The following is a 17918-nucleotide window of genomic DNA, read 5'->3' as shown; positions in this document are numbered from 1 at the left end:
TTTATTACACACATAATAAAATAAATGATTTAAGAAATAAAGATAAAATTTAATGTGCTTTTTATGTATAGAAACTGACCATAAAGGCAAAGTCTTTGCAAGGTACTATGAAAATAGGTTTATTTTCGTAGGAACCTTAAGTATCGAGATGCTAGGAAGAGTAGGGAGCTATTTGATAAATCAACGGAGGATAAAAATGAGAAATTCTAAAAAGATATTGGTATTATTCACTATTATGGTTATGATAATAAATTTATTATTAAATTCTAATAAAGTAGTTGCCAATACCAAGTTAACAGCCACGGAAGGAAGGCCAGTAAGAGCAAGCGTATTATTACGTACTTTGGAGGATCCATATACCGCCTTACTTAAGCAAAGTTTTGAAGAGATTCAGAAAAATAATCAAGGGAATATTGAATTTACTTTTTATGACTGTAAGAATGATCAATCATTACAAAACAGAAATGTTAATTCAATACTTAATGCAGGAAATGCAGATATTATATTACTGAATCTAGTAGATCCAACAGGAGTGAGGACAATTGTAGATAGAGTCAAAGAAAAAAATATACCTTTAGGTTTATTCAATATAGAACCACTAAATATGGAAACTGTAAAATCATATAGTAAAGCTTATTTTGTTGGAACAAATCCAGCCGAAGCGGGAATACTGCAAGGTGAACTTCTTTCCAGCTTATGGAATAAGGATAGAACAATTATTGATAAAAATGGAGATAATATAATGCAATATGTTATGCTTATGGGACCGCGTAATAACTTGGAGGCAATTGGAAGAACTAAGTATTCTGTTTTATCAATCAATGATGCAGGAATTAAAACAGAAGAAATTGCTTTGAGAGTTTGTAATTGGGAAGAAAACTTAGCTAAAGATGCTATGGATGCATTATTCTTATCGAATGGAAATAAAATTGAAGTTATAATTTCTAATAATGATGCTATGGCAATAGGTGCAATTGAGGCATTGCAAAAGTATGGATATAATAGTGGAGATAAAAATAGGACAATACCAATTGTTGGTGTAGATGGGATACCGAAAGCGATACAGCTCATTAATCAAGGAATTATGACTGGATCTGTTCCTCAAGATGCAGCTAGCATGGCAGAAGCGACTTATCTTATAGGAATGAATTTGGTTAATGGTAGACCTCCACTTGATGGAACTTCGTATAAGTTTGATGATACAGGAGTTGCAGTTCGTATTCCTTACAAAGGATATATAAGTAATGATAATATCTAAGGTTATTTAAGTTGATTAAATAACTTATAATAAAAAATATGGAGGATTAGTATAAGATGTCTAAGAAAATAACTACCATAATTATTATCATGATTGCAGCAGCTATGCTAATAAGCATTAATCAAAGTAATATCATGGCGAGTTCAGGAATTGCTGAAGGAAAGCCTATTAAAGCAGCTGTATTATTATATAGATTTGATGATGCTTATATTTCTTTAGTTCGTGAAAATTTAGAAAAAATACAAAAAGAGAACGAAGGAAACATTGAATTTATTTTTTATGATGGGAAGAATGATCAATCTATACAGGATAAAGATATTAATAACTTAATTGAAAAGCAAGATGTTGATCTTTTGCTAGTAAATCTAGTCCAAACAACGAGTACACAGTCAGTTATTAATAAAGTAAAAGGAATTAATATTCCAGTAATTCTATTTAATAGGGAACCAGTTGCGATAGATTCTATAAGATCTTATAATAAAGCTTGCTATATAGGAACAGAGGCTGAGGAAGCCGGACTATTACAAGGAAAAGTTATTATAAATGCATGGAATAAAAATAAAACAGCAATGGATAAAAATAAAGATGATATACTTCAATATGTTATGTTAATGGGAGAACAAAATAATTTAGAGGCAATTAAAAGAACAGAATACTCTATATTAAAAATCAATAATTCGGGAATAAAGACTCAAGAAGTTGCATTAAGGGTTTGTGATTGGAATGAGGAAGAAGCTAGGAATGTTACTAAAACATTGTTTCTGCAGTATGGAAATAAAATTGAGGCTATAATTGCGAATAATGATTCCATGGCTATAGGTGCGATTAAAGCATTGCAAGAATATGGCTATAATAAGGGTGGCAAGACTCCTAATATAGCAGTTGTAGGAGTTGATGCAATACCAGAGGCACAGGAATTAATTAAACAAGGAATAATGACTGGGTCTGTTCTACAGGATCCTTATGAATTAGCTAAAGCACTTTACAGTGTTGGAATTAATTTGGTTTCTAATAAAAACCCGCTTTATGATACAGAATATAAATTTGATCAAACAGGAGTTTCAATTCGATTGCCTTATCATGAATACATGAGTAAGTAAGAATTAAAAGATATATAAAATAACTTTACAATCAAACCAACTTAACTTAATATTAAGTTAATAAAAAAACGTATTATATTATTAAAATTTACGAGGAGTGGGGCTAAAATGAGTAAATTAGAAGAAATAATAAAGTATAATGAAAGTTTTGTGGGGAACAAAGATTATCAGGAATATGTAACAACTAAGATACCTAAGAAAAAGATGGCGATATTATCATGTATGGATACAAGATTAACAGAATTGTTGCCTAAAGCCATGAATATCAAAAATGGGGATGCAAAAATAATAAAAGATGCAGGAGCAACAGTTATGCACCCATTTGGTGGTGTAATGAGAAGTATATTAGTTGCAGTATATGAATTTGGAGCAGAAGATGTTTTTGTAATAGGACATCATGGTTGTGGGATGAGTAATTTAAACACAAAAAAACTTGTTGATAAAATGTTAGATAGAGGAATTAAGGAAGAAACGCTCTCTACTTTAAATAACGCAGGAGTTAACGTTGAGAGATGGCTTCATGGTTTTGAATCTGTTGAAGAATCAATAAAAGAAAGTGTTAAAATGATAAAAGATCATCCTCTTTTACCTAATGACGTAAGGGTACACGGTCTCATTATGAGTCCTGAAACTGGAGAACTAGAAATCATAATAAATGGAGACATTAAAGACGCAAACTAAAGGTATGGCGAAGCGCTAGATATCTAGAGTAAACTTAAAGTTATATATGTAAACACCGAAAGGAAGGTCATGCATTTATTCCAGGTTGCTAGAGTATTTAACTGCGAATTTCCAATAGAAGAAGTTGCATCATTTCTGCAAAATCCTATATGTAACACCTCCACAAAAGCATAACCTTCCTTTCTGGTATATATCATAATTGAAAATATATGTTTTAATTTAGGTTCGTTATCTAGATACGAAATACCTAGAGATCAATACATGGATTGTGATTCCGTTGTATATTTTTATGAGTTATCAAATCTATAGTGATGATAAATACTCAATAATGTTAAACTTAAAAATTTAACATTTAACATTCTGATGAGTAAAACTTGCGTATCTATATGGAGACCAATATAATTATTTATTTGGCACGAAGTAATCACTGTGTTTGGAATATATTATTTTTTCATCTACTTAGTTTGCTAACAATAGAAATATAAAAATATTTGCGCGAATATAGATTTACTTTAATTTACTGCTAAATTAGAAATGGAATATATGTTTTTGCACAGTGTTCATAAGAAGATTTTGCTGGCTGTAATTCTAGATTATAAGTTGTTCCAAATGTGCTTGTTCAAAGCATAGTCTTTGAAGCAAGCGCTTTGGATGCAACTTATAATTGTAGAATTACCCAGTAAAATCTTCAAGGAACCGGAGCAAACACATATATTCCATTTCGTCTTTTGGGCAGTGAAATTAAATTGTCCTCAATACTTGCAAGTATTTTTATATTTAGCTCGTTTGTCAATACGTACTTTTATGAACATGGTAAATTATATTTTTGTTTCTAGTATGTGCTTCCAATATCTTTTAGGCATCATTCTACATTGAAGTTTAAGATTTTTTCGCTCTTGTATAGTAGTGGCTTTAAAATATGTTTTCCAAAGGTCTGTATATTCATCGTTGTGAAATTTTAGTTTTTCATAAGTTTCTATATCCATATCTATTATTTCGTAAAAATTTGTATTATATATTAAAGCCTTTTGTCTAGAAATATCGTGTATAATAAAATATTCCCTAGGAAATCTATTTTTAAAATGATCTCCAATAAGCTCTAAAATATCATTATCTGGTTCAATAGAAGAGTATAAAAGTTTCTCTTCTATTTGATTAAATCTAATAAATCCTTCAAATCTATGGCATTCATTTAAAACCTTTTTTGTAATATTATCTACAAGTCTTATTACATCTATATTTAAAAAATCATGAACATCTGGTCCGAGTTTAAAGGCTATCTTTAAATAATTAAATATTATTATTCCTTTGTCCTCATAATTACTTAAAAATGCAAAGTATATTTTTTTTAATGAGAGGAAATTAATTTTATTTATAATAGCATTTTTTACTTTTTTGAACTTATTAATATCAGTAGAAATTTCAACTATATTCCCTAGTAGAAGGGGAGTATTTGTTTGGCTTTTTCCATATATAGATGTTGGAGGTGAGCCGTTTGAGTAAAAAGCATCATATATGGAAGTTAATAGGCCTTCAAAAGTATCGTCATATAAGTATATTTTCATAATCAAAACTCTCCAGTTAAAGAAGTAATTTTATCACCTAATGTTAATATATTTGACTTAGGAATTATATTATTTAAAGAATTTTCAATTTTTATAGGTGATATATGTGATGAAGAAATATCATCCTTAGGTAATATAATTCCAGAAGGAAGCTTTACATCATTAAATGAAGCATTATCAAAAAATGATATTTGATTAGGATTTACGCTGCCACTTTTAGAAATATCGTGTTCTAGAAGTTTATTTTTTATTTTAATAGTATCAAAAAGAACATCTCCATGATATTTTCCGTTACAGGTAATAAAATATTTAGCTCTTTTAAGTACAACTCTTAGATTTCTCAAGTCATCAAAGGTCAGATTATGAACTCTTCTTATTTTTAAAATTTTCTTAGCAGAAGTAACTCCTATACCAGGGATTCGTAATAATTTTTCATAAGAAACTTTGTTAATTTCAACAGGAAATTCATTCAAATTGGATAATGCCCAATGTGTTTTTGGGTCAAAATTTAAATCAAAGTTATCATCGTCATTCTTCAAGAGTTCATTAGCTTTAAATCCATAATATCTAAGAAGCCAATCGGCTTGATAAAGTCTATGTTCTCTAAGCATTGGTGGATGCGTAATGTCAGGAAGCAGGTTATTATCCTTAATTACAGGGACATAAGCAGAGTAGTACACTCTCTTTAGAGTATATTTATTGTAAAGAGCTTCAGAGAGTTTTAGAATTTTTCCATCACTTTCAGGAGTTGCACCAACGATTAATTGAGTACTTTGACCACCTGGTACAAACAATGGTGTACTTTTTATGCTTTTTTTCATTTCACTATAATTAAGTATTGAATTTTTTATAGTTTTCATAGGTTGTAAAATTTTTTCTTTACTCTTTTGAGGTGCCAAAAGTTTAAGACTATTGCTAGAAGGAAGTTCTATATTAACACTCATTCTATCTACAAACTTTCCAGCTTCCTCAATTAAAGCATTATCAGCGCCAGGTATAGCTTTTAGATGAATATAACCATTGAACTTATTTTCTATACGCAGTTTTTTCACAGTTTTAAGTAGAAGTTCCATAGTATAATTAGGATTATAAATAACAGCAGAACTTAAAAAGAGGCCCTCTATATAATTACGCCTGTAAAAATTAATAGCAAGACTGCATATTTCATCAGGAGTAAAGCTTACTCTTAAAAAATCTCTAGATGATCCATTAATGCAATATTTACAATCAAAAATACAATCATTTGAAAATAATATTTTAAGGAGAGAAATGCAACGTCCATCCGGAGTAAAGCTGTGACAAATACCAGCTTCTGAAGCATTGCCTATTCCATTTTTAGCATTCTGTCTCTTTGAGCCAGAAGAGGAACAAGAGACATCATATTTTGCGGCATTAGATAATATTTTTAATTTTTCCATTAAATCCATTTTGATTACACTTCCTTATAAAATGAAACTTTAAAATTAAAATATATGCTCTGACAAAACTTGAATGGTGTATTGGAATTTAGTTTTTGTATTTTTGCATTAACTAAGTACGTAGGGAATAGAATTTTAAAGTTAAATTAATTATCATAAAATATACACGCTCTAAAAAATTTAATTCATCGAAGTTTATTTTAAAATATAAGATAATAAAAAATTAGATAATTTTATAATGATCGAATCATATTATTTAAAACATATACAAATAGAAAAAGAACATATATTCGTTAGGAATATTATATACGAATATATGTTCTGTGGCAATGAATTCATTTTAAAGTTTTGATAAAAAAACTAAAATGAAAAGTTAAATTCCGTATGTAAGAGTAAATTCTATGTAAATAGAATTAAGTTATAAACTTATTTATGATTAAATTAAAAAAATAATGCTTTGGTATATGTTACATTAAAAATAATCAGTAACTATAACAAATGCATTATTTATTTTAATAAATATATTAAATAGCGGTTACAGTATCACGCTCAATTAAAGTGTTCATAAGAATAATTCTCTTGCTGCAAGAATTATCACATTCTATTTTTTCTAATAGCAGTGTTGCTGCATTTGAGCCAAGAAGAAACATGTTTTGATCTATAGTAGTTAACTTAGGTTCTACAAATTTACTCAAATCTATATTATCAAATCCTATAATAGATAATTTATCTGGTACATCTATATTTAGTTTTTTGCAAGCGTTAAGTACACCAACAGCCATAAGGTCATTGCAGGCAAGAACTGCAGTTGCAGTAGATGCTTTAAGGACATTTAGGAATATATTAACAGCGTTATCAACAGTTTCACTACTATTTCCATTTCCTATGTTGATAATATTTTGTGGATTAAAATTATTTAAATCATCCATTATTTCTGTATAAACTTTTTCCTTTACGTCATAAGAATAACTATCTTTTCCTCTAACAAATAGTATATCTTTGTGATTTTTTTCTAATAAATAGTTTAAAGCCATACTTGCACCCATAGCTTCATCATTTACAACAGATGAAATATTTGTGGACACGGAATGTCCATTAACAAAAACAATGGGAGTTTGTTTTGAAATATTATGAAAAAATTTAGATTTAATATTTTCTGTATTTGGGTCAATAACTATTATTCCAGATACATTCCTAGATAATAAATTGTTAACACATAATTTTTCTTCTTCACTATCATTATTACTACATGCCAGCACTAAAGACAAATTATTTGCTTTTAAGCTGCTTTCAATCCCGTTTATAACTTCTGGGAAAAACATATTATTGATACTAGGAACAACAACACCTATAGTAGCTGACTTCTGTTTAGTAAGCTCACGTGCTTGCATATTGGGAATATATTTAAGTTCCTCTATTACTTCAAGTACTCTTTTTCTTGTTTCTTCTTTCACTGGATAATTGCCATTCATTACCCTTGAAACAGTCGCAACAGATACATTAGCTTTTTTTGCTACATCTACTATGGTTAATTTCATAATTATTCCACCTTATAATATATTTATAAATTTATCAAAGGCAGCAAATCCTTCTTTATTTCTTTTAAATACTCCGGAGTGACATAATACTTCTAAGAATTTAAATCCAACTTCCTCTTTTAAAATAGAATCAACGTTTTCTTGAGATATATTAGAGTGTTTTTCTAGAAGATATTTATACCAATCAGAATGTTTTGCCACCATTTCATCATCTAAAATGTTGTCTTTTCTATTAATTAAGTATTCCTTTAAAATGTTTAATTCTTCTTTTAATCTTGCAGGAAGAACTGCAAGTCCCATGACTTCTATAAGTCCTATATTTTCTTTTTTAATGTGATGAACTTCACTATGAGGATGGAAAATACCAAGAGGGTGCTCAGTACTTGTTCTATTGTTCCTTAAGACTAAATCTAGTTCGTACTTATTATTCCTTTTTCTTGCAATAGGAGTAATAGTATTATGCGGTTCATCCATTGTATGACTTAATATATTTACAGATTCATCAGAATAACTTCTCCATGAAGTTAAAATATGATCAGCTAAATCTAATAATTTATCTTTATCATTACTTGAAAGCCTAACAACAGACATAGGCCATTTGACTCTACCTATTTCAACATCTTCATAATTTTTAACTGAGTAGTTTTTTTCTATTGGAGCTTTTTCCATAGCAAATGTGTAGTGACCACCTTGATAATGATCATGAGATAGTATTGATCCTCCAACTATAGGCAAGTCAGCGTTAGATCCAGCAAAGTAATGAGGCAGTATATCAGTAAAAATCAATAAATTCCTAAAAGTATCCTTATTAATTTTCATAGGTATATGTTCGCTATTTAGAATTATACAATGCTCATTATAATAAGTATAAGGGGAATACTGCAAGAAATATTTTTGTTTATCAAAATCCAAAGGTATAATTCTATGAGTCTGTCTGGCAGGATGATTTATATGACCATAAAATCCTTCATTTTCTTTACATAATAAACATTTAGGATATGAACTAGATTTAATTAATTTAGCTTTTGCTATATCCCTAGGATCTTTTTCTGGTTTTGATAAATTAATTGTTATATCTAAGTCTCCATATTCCGTTGGTGCTTTCCAGATTATGTTCTTGTCAATTCTATCTTTTCGAATATAGTTAGAAGAAATGCTTAAATCATAATAGTACTCAGTAGCTTTAGTTGGAGAGATATTATATAAATTATTAAAGTTATTTATAACCTCAGAAGGTCTTGGCATTACGCAGTTCATAATTAAAGTATCAAATAAGTCTCTTTCAGTCACTGTATTTTCTATTAAATTATTTTCACATGCGTAGTCTAAGATATTTTCTAAGATAGGAGTTGGAGTTTCTAAAGTTTCATCAACTTCACGAACTTCAAATTCATTTAAGTTTAATACTCCAAGAATCATATTGGTAGAGTAAATTATATCATCATTATTTATAAGATTTTTTTTCAATGCAAAGTTTATAAGTCTATTTATTTCATGATTTATATTTATCATGCTAAAACCTCCTCAATTTTAACAAAAGGTATTAATCTAAGACATATCTAAAAAATAAGTCCATGTTAGTTTATTTCATAGACTTATCTTTTTCTATGCCTAGGTGGCGGAAACTTGAACCATATAAGTTTTTAGGTTGGCTCTAGTTTCCCAAGATAAATTTTAAAATTCTATATGATTTTATTATTTGTCATCATATCCGTTAGGATTATTTTTGTGCCATGTCCAAGCTGTTTTGATTATAGCTTTTACATCAGTATATTTAGGAGTCCAGCCTAGAATCTTTTGAGCTTTTTCATTAGAAGCTATTAATCTTGCAGGATCACCAGCACGCCTTTCGCCCACAACAACTTTAATTTCTTCACTAGTTGCTTCTTTAGCTGAATCAATCATTTCTTTAACGCTAAAGCCAATTCCATTACCTAGATTGAAGATGTTACTTTCATTTCCGTTTTGTAAATACTCAACAGCTTTTATATGTGCGTCTGCTAAGTCTAGTACATGAATATAATCTCTTATACAAGTACCATCAGGAGTATCATAATCTTCTCCAAAAACAGTTATAGCTTCTCTTTTTCCAAGTGGAACTTGAAGTATTAGAGGTATTAAGTGACTTTCAGGAGAGTGATCCTCACCGATGCTTCCATCTTCTAGTGCACCAGCTGCATTAAAGTATCTTAAAGAAACGTAATTTATTCCGTTAGCTTTGCTAACCCATTTCATCATTTTTTCCATAGTCAGCTTTGTTTCACCATAGGTATTAGTTGGATTTGTTTCATCATCTTCAGAGATAGGAATTTTCTTTGGTTCTCCATATACTGCTGCAGTTGAAGAAAAAACTATATTCTTAATATCATGTTTTACCATACTTTCAAGTAATATTTGCATACCATATACATTATTATTGAAATATAGTAGAGGTTTTACCATACTTTCGCCAACTAAAGAATTAGCAGCGAAATGTATAATAGCATCGATTTTATTTTCAGAAAAAACTTTATCTAAAAACTCAGAATCTCTTATATCACCTTTATAAAATTTTGCTTTTGGATTTACAGCTTTCATATGACCTGATTGTAAATTATCAACTATTATTACGTCTTTATTTTGTTTTACAAGTTCATGAACTGTATGAGAGCCGATATATCCAGCACCACCACAAACTAATATTGACATATTAACATCTCCCTTATTTTTATTGATTTGGTTTAAAGACTTATACTTTAAATTTAAACTAAATCTTTCTTATAATCAACTTAATAAAATCTTAAGTAGTAAATCTTTTATCCAATTTTTCTTGTTCCATCTGAAATGCTAACTACATAGAAGCTAGGTTCATAGCCAATTTTGCTTGTATATTCGGCTTTAACTTTTTCTACAAATGAATCTATACAGTCTTCTTTAACAATATTAACTGTGCAGCCCCCGAAACCAGCGCCTGTCATACGAGCTCCAATTACACCTTCACTTTTCCAAGCAAGAGAAACTAAAGTATCTAGCTCTATTCCAGTAACTTCATAATCATCTCTTAGAGAAATGTGAGAATCATTCATAAGTTTTCCGAATAGAGTTAAATCATTTTCTTCTAGAGCTTTTACAGCCTTTAATGTTCTTCTATTTTCATATACTGCATGTTTTGCTCTTTTTGCTTTAATAGGATCTGAAATACAAGATTTAACTTCTTCAAATTCTTCTTCTGTAAGCTCACCTAAAGCATTAATATTCTTAACTTTTTGTATTTCAGCTAAGGCAGTTTCACATTCACTTCGTCTTTCATTGTACTTAGAGTCAGCTAGACCACGCTTTTTATTTGTATTGGCAATTACTATCTTGTAGCCATCCATAGCAATAGTACTGTATGAATATTTCAAGGTATTACAATCTAAAAGAATCGCACAATTTTCCTTTCCCATGCCAATAGCAAATTGATCCATTATTCCACAATTTACACCGATAAATTTATTTTCAGCTTCTTGACACATTTTTACTATATCAACCATGTTGATATTTAAATTGAACAAATCATTTAATATAGTTCCCATCAAAACTTCTATTGAAGCAGAAGAGGACAATCCAGAACCATTTGGAATATTTCCATAGAAAAGTATTTCAAATCCGTTAGGAATATTATAACCATGATTTTCAAAAGTTTTAATTACACCTTTAGGATAATTGGCCCAATCGTGTTGTTTTTCATATATCATATTTTCTAAACTAAATTCTAAAATTCCTAATTCTTTAAAGTTTAAAGAGTTAACTAATACATTTTTATCTTCTCTTTGTCTAACTAAAGCATAAGTTCCAATAGTAAGAGCGCAAGGAAAGACATTACCTCCATTGTAATCAGTATGCTCTCCAATTAAATTAACTCTTCCAGGTGAAAAGAAAACACTTTCAGCATCTTTTGCAAATAATTTTGTGAAATCACTTTTTAATACATTAATATTCTCCATATTTAATACCTCCCTTTTAATTTAATAGTAAGCGATTACTATTAAAAAGTAAAGAGGGAATTAAGAAAATTTAGAATTTTTTAGATATATACAAAATCTGTGAATATACACTATAAATGAAGGCTTAATAGGACAATAGTGATAAGCTTGATCTTTCATGAGAAAGATTACAAATAATAATTATTTCTGAAGTGATTATTTGAAAATATATAAATTTAGAATATTTTTATAGAAAAGGCTTACTGTTATAAAATTTAATAGGTAGCCTAAATTTTAAGCTACCTATTAGAATGTCCACTATTTTTTTGAATGGGAATGCCTATTTGAATTGTTGTTCATATTGTTCATCATGTTATTCATATTATTCATATTATTCATATTATTCATAGGCATATTGCCCTGATTTCCCATTAGCATACTTAATAAGGAATTAATATCGTTCATATTTCCCATATTATTCATATTTGGACCATTGCTATTCATATTATTTGCATTATTCATGTTAGGGTTGTTATTTGGATTATTAAATGGAGAACCGTTAGATCCGCCCATATTTCCCATCAACATGTTCATTAATGGATTTCCATTCATAGGGTTCATGCCGCCACCCATGCCACCCATAAGCATGTTCAATAAAGGATTACCACCCATTTGATTTGGATTACTGCCACCATTTTGATTAGGCATCATGGGATTTCTAAATCCGCCACCCATTCCATTAAAAAGGGAACTGAGTATCATACTTAATAAAGGATTCATTTTACCACCTTTTTGTTAATTGCTTTATTATAGTTTATTACAGAGGCATATAAAAGGATACTAAAATTTAATCTATAATAAAATATATATATGTTGCAATTCACAATGCGCAACGCACATTGCACAATTCACAATTGCAACTAAAATTATTGCAATATTTTTAGAATTATCATGAAGAATCATTTTTGAAATATATATATTAATGAAAGAAAATATTTTATGTTTAGAATACAGAATAAAAGAGGAAAAAATGAATAAAATAAACACAAGAACGAGGGCTGAGAACTGTAATCTTAGTTCTTTTTTATGTTTGTTTATGAAATATAAAGACAGCTAGAGAATATAAGCTAAGGAACTTAGGAGAATTTTATGAGAATCGGAGAACTGGAGATAGCAATAATAGATATAATTACATTTACGGGAATATTAATAACTCTTTTAACAGGAGTGCTTAATTTATTTCAAAACAAGAAAACTCTTTACATAAATAATATTACAAGATTTAGAGTCATATGGATAACTACATTAAGAACGCATATTGCAAGCTTGAAAGAGCTAAGCAATATAACTAACTTATATATTAGAACTAAAGATGGAAGTAATAAGATTGAATATAGAAGAGAGTTAGATAAAATAGTATCGTTGATTAAAATGCATTTGAATTTTACAGGAAAACTAGATATTGAGCTAATATTAAAAGTAGAAGAATTAAAAGCTACACTTAATAGTTATTTATTAATATATTATTGTAAAAATGCAATAAAATCTGCAGAAAGAAATGAAGATATAACAACGAAATTTTATGAAGCTATAGATGTGATAAGTGAAAAAAAAATATTAAAGGAATTTTTGGTTATGGCAAATAGTTATAAGAATGTTGAAAATAAAAATAATATAAATTTATTAAATTTACTAGAACTTAAAAATGAAGTTAAATCTGCATACAGCGATGAGTTACAATTAATAAATAATATAGTTGAAAAAAGCGATTATATAGTAAGTAATTATGAAAATGAAATTGAAAGCCTAAATAGAGATATAGATGAGCTTGTGCAAATATGTTTAAAAGCTGAGTGGATTAGATGTAAGGTAGAAACTAGAATATGGCCGTATAATAAATATGATGAAGAAAGAGTAATTACTAAGCTAAAGGATGAATATAAAAACATTAGACATAAAATGCAGACTTATAAATAGTAAGTCTGCATTTATAAAGCTGGATAGTAAATTTACATTTAAAAATGCTAGTAAGAAGGATCTTGCATTGGGATTAGAATTTAGAAATTTAAGTATAATATATATAATTTTATAACTTAAATCCTAATAATATTGATTATAAATTTTCATAGTGATATTATTTTTATTAACATGGATATAATTTCATATATAGAAATAAATGTTAATAAAAATAATTTTATATACATATGTTAAGGGGGCTATATAATATGGAAGAAAAAATTAATAGACAAAAGGCATGGGACGCACTTTGTAAGTATAATAAAAGTGATGCACTCAGAAAACATGGACTAGCAGTAGAGGGGGCAATGAGACATTTTGCTAAACTCTATAATGAAGATGAGGATGTATGGGGCATAATTGGATTACTTCATGATATAGATTATGAAATGTATCCAGATAAGCATTGTGCTAAATCTCAAGAAATAATGAGAGAAGAAGGATTTCCGGAGAGTTATATAAGAGCAGTTGCATCTCATGGATATGGAATAGTAAATGAAATAAAACCTGAAAGCAATGCTGAGAAGGTACTTTATACAATAGATGAACTTACAGGTCTTATAGGGGCAGCTGCATTAATGAGACCATCTAAAAGCGTAATGGATCTAGAAGTTAAATCTGTTAAGAAAAAATTTAAGACTAAAGGATTTGCGGCAGGAGTAGACAGAAATGTAATATTAAATGGTTGCAAGATGATAGATATGGAATTAGACAAGGTCATAGAAAATACAATTTTAGGAATGAGAAATGTAGCAGAAGATATTGGACTTTAGTATGGAATATTAATAGTTAAATTTATCATACAAATATAAAATTATATAGATATCCAAAACAAAACTTAGACTTATGCAATAATTTACCGAAAGGACAGGTACTCTGTTGTTTCGGTTACTGAGAATAAGTTGAGGCTTTCTAACAGCATAAGTTGCACCATTTCAGCATGCTCTCGAGACAAGCAAAAATGGAACAACTTATGATGAAGAAATGCCTGCAACATATTCTCTAATGTAACACTGCACAAAAGAGTACCTGTCCTTTCTGATATAGCAGATTTTTAAAGCTATAAGTATAATTCTCAAATTGGATATCTATATATAGGGTTCCATATTGATAACAATACATATCAACTGTTTCAAATTTCTGAATAACAGCAATATTGAAATTTCATAAGTTTGAATATCATTGAGGAACCATATAGTTAATAAGATACATTATTAAAATTAGGAGAATTTTTATGATTAAAAATATAATATTTGATCTTGGAAATGTTATTTTAGATTTTCAACCAAAGATATATGTAAGATCAAAAATTGATGAAGAAAAAGTAGAAGAAATATATAAATGTATATTTCAGAGTGATGAATGGCCAATGCTTGATAGAGGAACAATTTGTGAAGAAGATGCTAAAAGAAATATAATTAATAGAAACACTGAAAGTGAAGAGTTAATTAATAAAGTCTTTGAAAATTGGTACGACATACTGACTCCAATAGAAAGCAGCGTGGATACATTAAAAAAACTAAAGCAAAAAGGTTATAAAATTTATTATCTATCCAATTTTCATCTAGCAGCGTTTGAATATATAAATAATAAATATGACTTATTTAAATTATTTGAAGGAGGAGTGGTTTCTTATAAAGAGAAATTACTTAAACCTGAAAAAGAAATTTATGAGAAGATACTATATAGATATAGTTTAGAACCAGGTGAAACATTATTTATAGATGATATGGAGCAAAATATCGAAGCTGCTATTAAGCTTGGATTAAAAGGAATAGTCTTAAAAGAACCAAGGAAACTGGAAGGTGAATTACAAAAATTTGATATCAATATTTAAATAGTAAATAATAGAATGCATTAAAGTATTTTTATTGGACAATATAACACTAAAGGGTTTTAGAATAGGCATATAAAAGAAAATATACTAAAATACTGACTTGCTATATTTTAATTATTCAGCAAGTGTATTTTAAAAAATTAAAAAACAGAGATTAGAAATATACACATATGCTTATCTAGAAAATAGGAGGTGTTTGTATGGAGGATAAATATAATGTATCTTCAATGGGATTAACATATGACTTTATTCATAATGCTGCTGTAGCAAATACTGACATAAAGTTAAGTGATAACGAAGATTCACAGTCAAATGTAGAAAAAAGCTCTATAAAGGCTATAATAAAGCATTCGGGTGAGATAACAGGATATGAACTTTCAAATGGAGAGAGAATAACTAAAGAAAGAGGCGTGGAGCTAGCCAAAGATGGAGCTATATCTGGAGTATCTGTCTCAACATCAAGAAAAGGTGAGGAATATTTAAGGAGCTTAAGAGATGATGATGAGTCAAACAATTTAAGCGCCTTGCCAGTAGTAGAAGAATAAAATACTTTTTTAATAAAATTTGCTTATAAACTCTATGGAATATGTTACTATTAAAATAAAGAAAGAATATTTTTAACTAGAAAACTCATATCATTGAATTCAATGATATGAGTTTTTTCTTAAAAGTGTTAAAATAGTAAAAGAAGCATAATAATGAATAGATATGTGCTTAGAGGAAAAAAATAATAATTATAAGTTGATTAATGTAAGGAGATGTATTCATGAGTGATTTAAGTGACTTAAAGGAAATGACAAAAGCTAAGGCAGCAAAAGAAATGCAAGAATTGAAAGATAAGATATTAGAAAGATTGAGCTCGATTAAAAGAGATGGGATAGATGAATTAATAAAATATCTTTTAGAAAGAACCGATTATTTTACAGCCCCAGCATCTACTAAGTTTCATTCAAACTTTGATGGAGGATTAGCACTTCACTCTGATAATGTTGTTGAATTATTAATACAAAAAAATAAACAATATAACCTAGGTTTGAGTCATGATACAATGTATTTAACAGGATATCTACATGATTTGTGTAAGTGTAATTTTTATGAAAAAACTATGAGATTAAAAAAAGATGAGATGACAGGAAAGTGGATAGGATATGCAGCCTATGAATTTGACGATAAAATTCCTTTAGGACATGGAGAGAAAAGTGTAATTTTACTTCAACAGTTTGTCAAGTTATCATTAGAAGAATGTTTAATGATAAGATGGCATATGGGTGCTTATGTTCCAAAGGATGAATATAGAGACTACAATAAGGCAATAGAAATGCATAAGTCAGTTCTGGCATTTAGTAATGCAGATGCAGAGGCTTCACATTTCTTGGAAGAAGTAAGAGAACCAGAAGTTTATTCAATAGAAGAATATAATCAATATGTAAAAGAAAGAGCTTTAAGAAAAAATAGTTAATTATTACTTTATTTATATATGTGAGAAATAAGAAGGATTTGCAACCAAAATAAAGCATAAGGGACTTCAAACAAATTTATCAAGTATATTAAAGAAATATTGTCATAAATAGTAGCAATTTTAAAGATAATATAGTAAAATGTCAATGTTGTATAATAAAGATGTTTCAAGGTAAACTAGAAGGTGAGTATTTGAAGGTTATAAACATTAGAATATATAGGATTTTAGTGATTGAATTTTTGAAACAAATTCTAATGCAACTATAATTTATGCCAGAAAGGTTGTGATGTTAGGGTTGGAAAACAAGCTGAAGTTATACGGCTTTAACAACCTCACAAAAACACTTAGCTTTAACATCTATGATGTATGCTATGCAAAAAGTGAGCGAGAGCAAAAGGACTATATTGCTTATATTGATGAGCAATACAATTCAGAAAGACTTACTAGAATTCTGTGTGATGTAACGGAAAGTATTGGAGCACATGTACTTAATATTTCAAAACAAGATTATGATCCTCAGGGAGCAAGTGTAACTATTCTAGTATCGGAACAGACCCTAGCAGTCAAAGAGATAGATGCATCTTGTAATAAAGGTGAAATTGACATTTTGAAAACTAGAGACACTGTTGTAGGACATTTAGATAAAAGTCATGTTACTGTGCATACTTATCCAGAATATCATCCAGATAATTCAATTGCTACTTTTCGTGTTGATATTGATGTAGCCACGTGTGGAGAAGTTTCTCCTCTAAATGCACTAAACTATCTTATAGGAAGTTTTGATTCAGACATCATAACGATAGATTATCGTGTCAGAGGTTTTACCCGAGATGTTGATGGCAAAAAATTATTTATAGATCATAAAATAACATCAATACAAGATTATATTGATGAAAATACCTTGAAAAAGTATGATGCAATGGATATAAATGTATATCAATCAAATATATTTCACACTAAAATGCTAATTAAAGAAATTGAACTTCAAAATTACCTTTTTAATAGAGATGTTTATGAAATCAAGCCAAAGCAAAGACTTGAAATTGAAAACAACTTAAGAAGAGAGATGATTGAGATTTTTAGTGGAACTAATATATATTAA

The 17918-nt window shown here is 28.7% G+C and carries 16 protein-coding genes; 9 read left to right on the top strand and 7 right to left on the bottom strand.

Going from position 1 to position 17918, the window contains the following annotated elements; genetic code table 11:
* The first annotated feature begins 196 nt into the window (after positions 1-196).
* From AXY43_RS10515 to AXY43_RS10505, 3 genes are all read left to right on the top strand, one after another.
* The gene (locus AXY43_RS10515; protein WP_012060583.1) at positions 197-1258 is read left to right on the top strand and encodes a galactose ABC transporter substrate-binding protein; all 1062 of its coding nucleotides are present in this window, start codon (positions 197-199) and stop codon (positions 1256-1258) included.
* A 56-nt stretch (positions 1259-1314) separates the two neighbouring features.
* Positions 1315-2358 carry a galactose ABC transporter substrate-binding protein gene (locus tag AXY43_RS10510; protein ID WP_023973603.1) on the top strand — a complete coding sequence of 348 codons (1044 nt, stop codon included), beginning with the start codon at positions 1315-1317 and terminating at the stop codon, positions 2356-2358.
* A 108-nt stretch (positions 2359-2466) separates the two neighbouring features.
* Positions 2467-3039 (top strand): beta-class carbonic anhydrase, encoded by a 573-nt coding sequence (locus AXY43_RS10505; protein WP_023973602.1) that lies wholly within the window; start codon positions 2467-2469, stop codon positions 3037-3039.
* Positions 3040-3857: 818 nt separating this feature from the next.
* Here AXY43_RS10505 and AXY43_RS10500 read toward each other — a convergent pair.
* The 7 genes from AXY43_RS10500 to AXY43_RS10470 all read right to left on the bottom strand — a co-directional run bounded on the left by AXY43_RS10500 (position 3858) and on the right by AXY43_RS10470 (position 12284).
* Positions 3858-4604: a TIGR03915 family putative DNA repair protein gene (locus tag AXY43_RS10500; RefSeq protein WP_105411521.1), complete on the bottom strand. Its 747-nt coding sequence runs from the start codon at positions 4602-4604 to the stop codon at positions 3858-3860.
* 2 nt (positions 4605-4606) lie between these two features.
* A complete protein-coding gene (locus AXY43_RS10495; RefSeq protein WP_105411520.1) occupies positions 4607-6031 on the bottom strand; it encodes a putative DNA modification/repair radical SAM protein in 1425 nt (474 codons plus the stop codon).
* Positions 6032-6546: 515 nt separating this feature from the next.
* Complete coding sequence (locus AXY43_RS10490) at positions 6547-7560, bottom strand: LacI family DNA-binding transcriptional regulator (RefSeq protein WP_039770053.1); 1014 nt, start codon at positions 7558-7560, stop codon at positions 6547-6549.
* A 12-nt stretch (positions 7561-7572) separates the two neighbouring features.
* Positions 7573-9072 carry a UDP-glucose--hexose-1-phosphate uridylyltransferase gene (galT, locus tag AXY43_RS10485; RefSeq protein WP_023973599.1) on the bottom strand — a complete coding sequence of 500 codons (1500 nt, stop codon included), beginning with the start codon at positions 9070-9072 and terminating at the stop codon, positions 7573-7575.
* 183 nt (positions 9073-9255) lie between these two features.
* The gene (gene galE, locus AXY43_RS10480; protein WP_023973598.1) at positions 9256-10248 is read right to left on the bottom strand and encodes a UDP-glucose 4-epimerase GalE; all 993 of its coding nucleotides are present in this window, start codon (positions 10246-10248) and stop codon (positions 9256-9258) included.
* A 107-nt stretch (positions 10249-10355) separates the two neighbouring features.
* On the bottom strand, positions 10356-11525 hold the full coding sequence (locus AXY43_RS10475) for a galactokinase (protein ID WP_012060575.1): 1170 nt from the start codon (positions 11523-11525) through the stop codon (positions 10356-10358).
* A gap of 297 nt (positions 11526-11822) precedes the next feature.
* Entirely contained in the window at positions 11823-12284 is a 462-nt protein-coding gene (locus tag AXY43_RS10470) for an RNA-binding protein (protein WP_105411519.1), read from the bottom strand.
* Between the two features lie 369 nt (positions 12285-12653).
* Between AXY43_RS10470 and AXY43_RS10465 the strand changes: the two genes are divergently transcribed.
* The 6 genes from AXY43_RS10465 (at position 12654) to speD (ending at position 17918) form a co-directional block, all read left to right on the top strand.
* The gene (locus AXY43_RS10465) at positions 12654-13481 is read left to right on the top strand and encodes a hypothetical protein (protein ID WP_023973596.1); all 828 of its coding nucleotides are present in this window, start codon (positions 12654-12656) and stop codon (positions 13479-13481) included.
* Between the two features lie 248 nt (positions 13482-13729).
* Positions 13730-14293, top strand: a complete 564-nt coding sequence (locus tag AXY43_RS10460; RefSeq protein ID WP_039770058.1) for an HDIG domain-containing metalloprotein — start codon at positions 13730-13732, stop codon at positions 14291-14293.
* A gap of 461 nt (positions 14294-14754) precedes the next feature.
* A complete protein-coding gene (locus AXY43_RS10455) occupies positions 14755-15357 on the top strand; it encodes an HAD family hydrolase (RefSeq protein WP_023973593.1) in 603 nt (200 codons plus the stop codon).
* Positions 15358-15557: 200 nt separating this feature from the next.
* Positions 15558-15902, top strand: coding sequence for a DUF3892 domain-containing protein (locus AXY43_RS10450; protein ID WP_017212590.1), 345 nt, complete (start codon positions 15558-15560; stop codon positions 15900-15902).
* Between the two features lie 221 nt (positions 15903-16123).
* Positions 16124-16816: a hypothetical protein gene (locus AXY43_RS10445; protein WP_012060569.1), complete on the top strand. Its 693-nt coding sequence runs from the start codon at positions 16124-16126 to the stop codon at positions 16814-16816.
* 283 nt (positions 16817-17099) lie between these two features.
* Positions 17100-17918: an adenosylmethionine decarboxylase gene (gene speD, locus AXY43_RS10440; RefSeq protein ID WP_170816507.1), complete on the top strand. Its 819-nt coding sequence runs from the start codon at positions 17100-17102 to the stop codon at positions 17916-17918.

It is taken from the genome of Clostridium sp. MF28 (assembly GCF_002969175.1).
Classification (GTDB): domain Bacteria; phylum Bacillota; class Clostridia; order Clostridiales; family Clostridiaceae; genus Clostridium; species Clostridium beijerinckii.
Note: the sequence above shows the minus strand (reverse complement) of the source record. Positions and strands in the feature narration are given on the sequence as shown.

Bases quoted from the DNA above. Each gene is read 5' to 3' on its own strand.
- galT (WP_023973599.1), bottom strand. From the start codon at position 9,072: ATGATAAATATAAATCATGAAATAAATAGACTTATAAACTTTGCATTG.
- galE (WP_023973598.1), bottom strand. From the start codon at position 10,248: ATGTCAATATTAGTTTGTGGTGGTGCTGGATATATCGGCTCTCATACA.
- AXY43_RS10515 (WP_012060583.1), top strand. From the start codon at position 197: ATGAGAAATTCTAAAAAGATATTGGTATTATTCACTATTATGGTTATG.
- AXY43_RS10510 (WP_023973603.1), top strand. From the start codon at position 1,315: ATGTCTAAGAAAATAACTACCATAATTATTATCATGATTGCAGCAGCT.
- AXY43_RS10450 (WP_017212590.1), top strand. From the start codon at position 15,558: ATGGAGGATAAATATAATGTATCTTCAATGGGATTAACATATGACTTT.
- AXY43_RS10470 (WP_105411519.1), bottom strand. From the start codon at position 12,284: ATGAATCCTTTATTAAGTATGATACTCAGTTCCCTTTTTAATGGAATG.
- AXY43_RS10475 (WP_012060575.1), bottom strand. From the start codon at position 11,525: ATGGAGAATATTAATGTATTAAAAAGTGATTTCACAAAATTATTTGCA.
- AXY43_RS10490 (WP_039770053.1), bottom strand. From the start codon at position 7,560: ATGAAATTAACCATAGTAGATGTAGCAAAAAAAGCTAATGTATCTGTT.
- AXY43_RS10460 (WP_039770058.1), top strand. From the start codon at position 13,730: ATGGAAGAAAAAATTAATAGACAAAAGGCATGGGACGCACTTTGTAAG.
- AXY43_RS10465 (WP_023973596.1), top strand. From the start codon at position 12,654: ATGAGAATCGGAGAACTGGAGATAGCAATAATAGATATAATTACATTT.
- AXY43_RS10455 (WP_023973593.1), top strand. From the start codon at position 14,755: ATGATTAAAAATATAATATTTGATCTTGGAAATGTTATTTTAGATTTT.
- AXY43_RS10445 (WP_012060569.1), top strand. From the start codon at position 16,124: ATGAGTGATTTAAGTGACTTAAAGGAAATGACAAAAGCTAAGGCAGCA.
- AXY43_RS10500 (WP_105411521.1), bottom strand. From the start codon at position 4,604: ATGAAAATATACTTATATGACGATACTTTTGAAGGCCTATTAACTTCC.
- AXY43_RS10505 (WP_023973602.1), top strand. From the start codon at position 2,467: ATGAGTAAATTAGAAGAAATAATAAAGTATAATGAAAGTTTTGTGGGG.
- AXY43_RS10495 (WP_105411520.1), bottom strand. From the start codon at position 6,031: ATGGATTTAATGGAAAAATTAAAAATATTATCTAATGCCGCAAAATAT.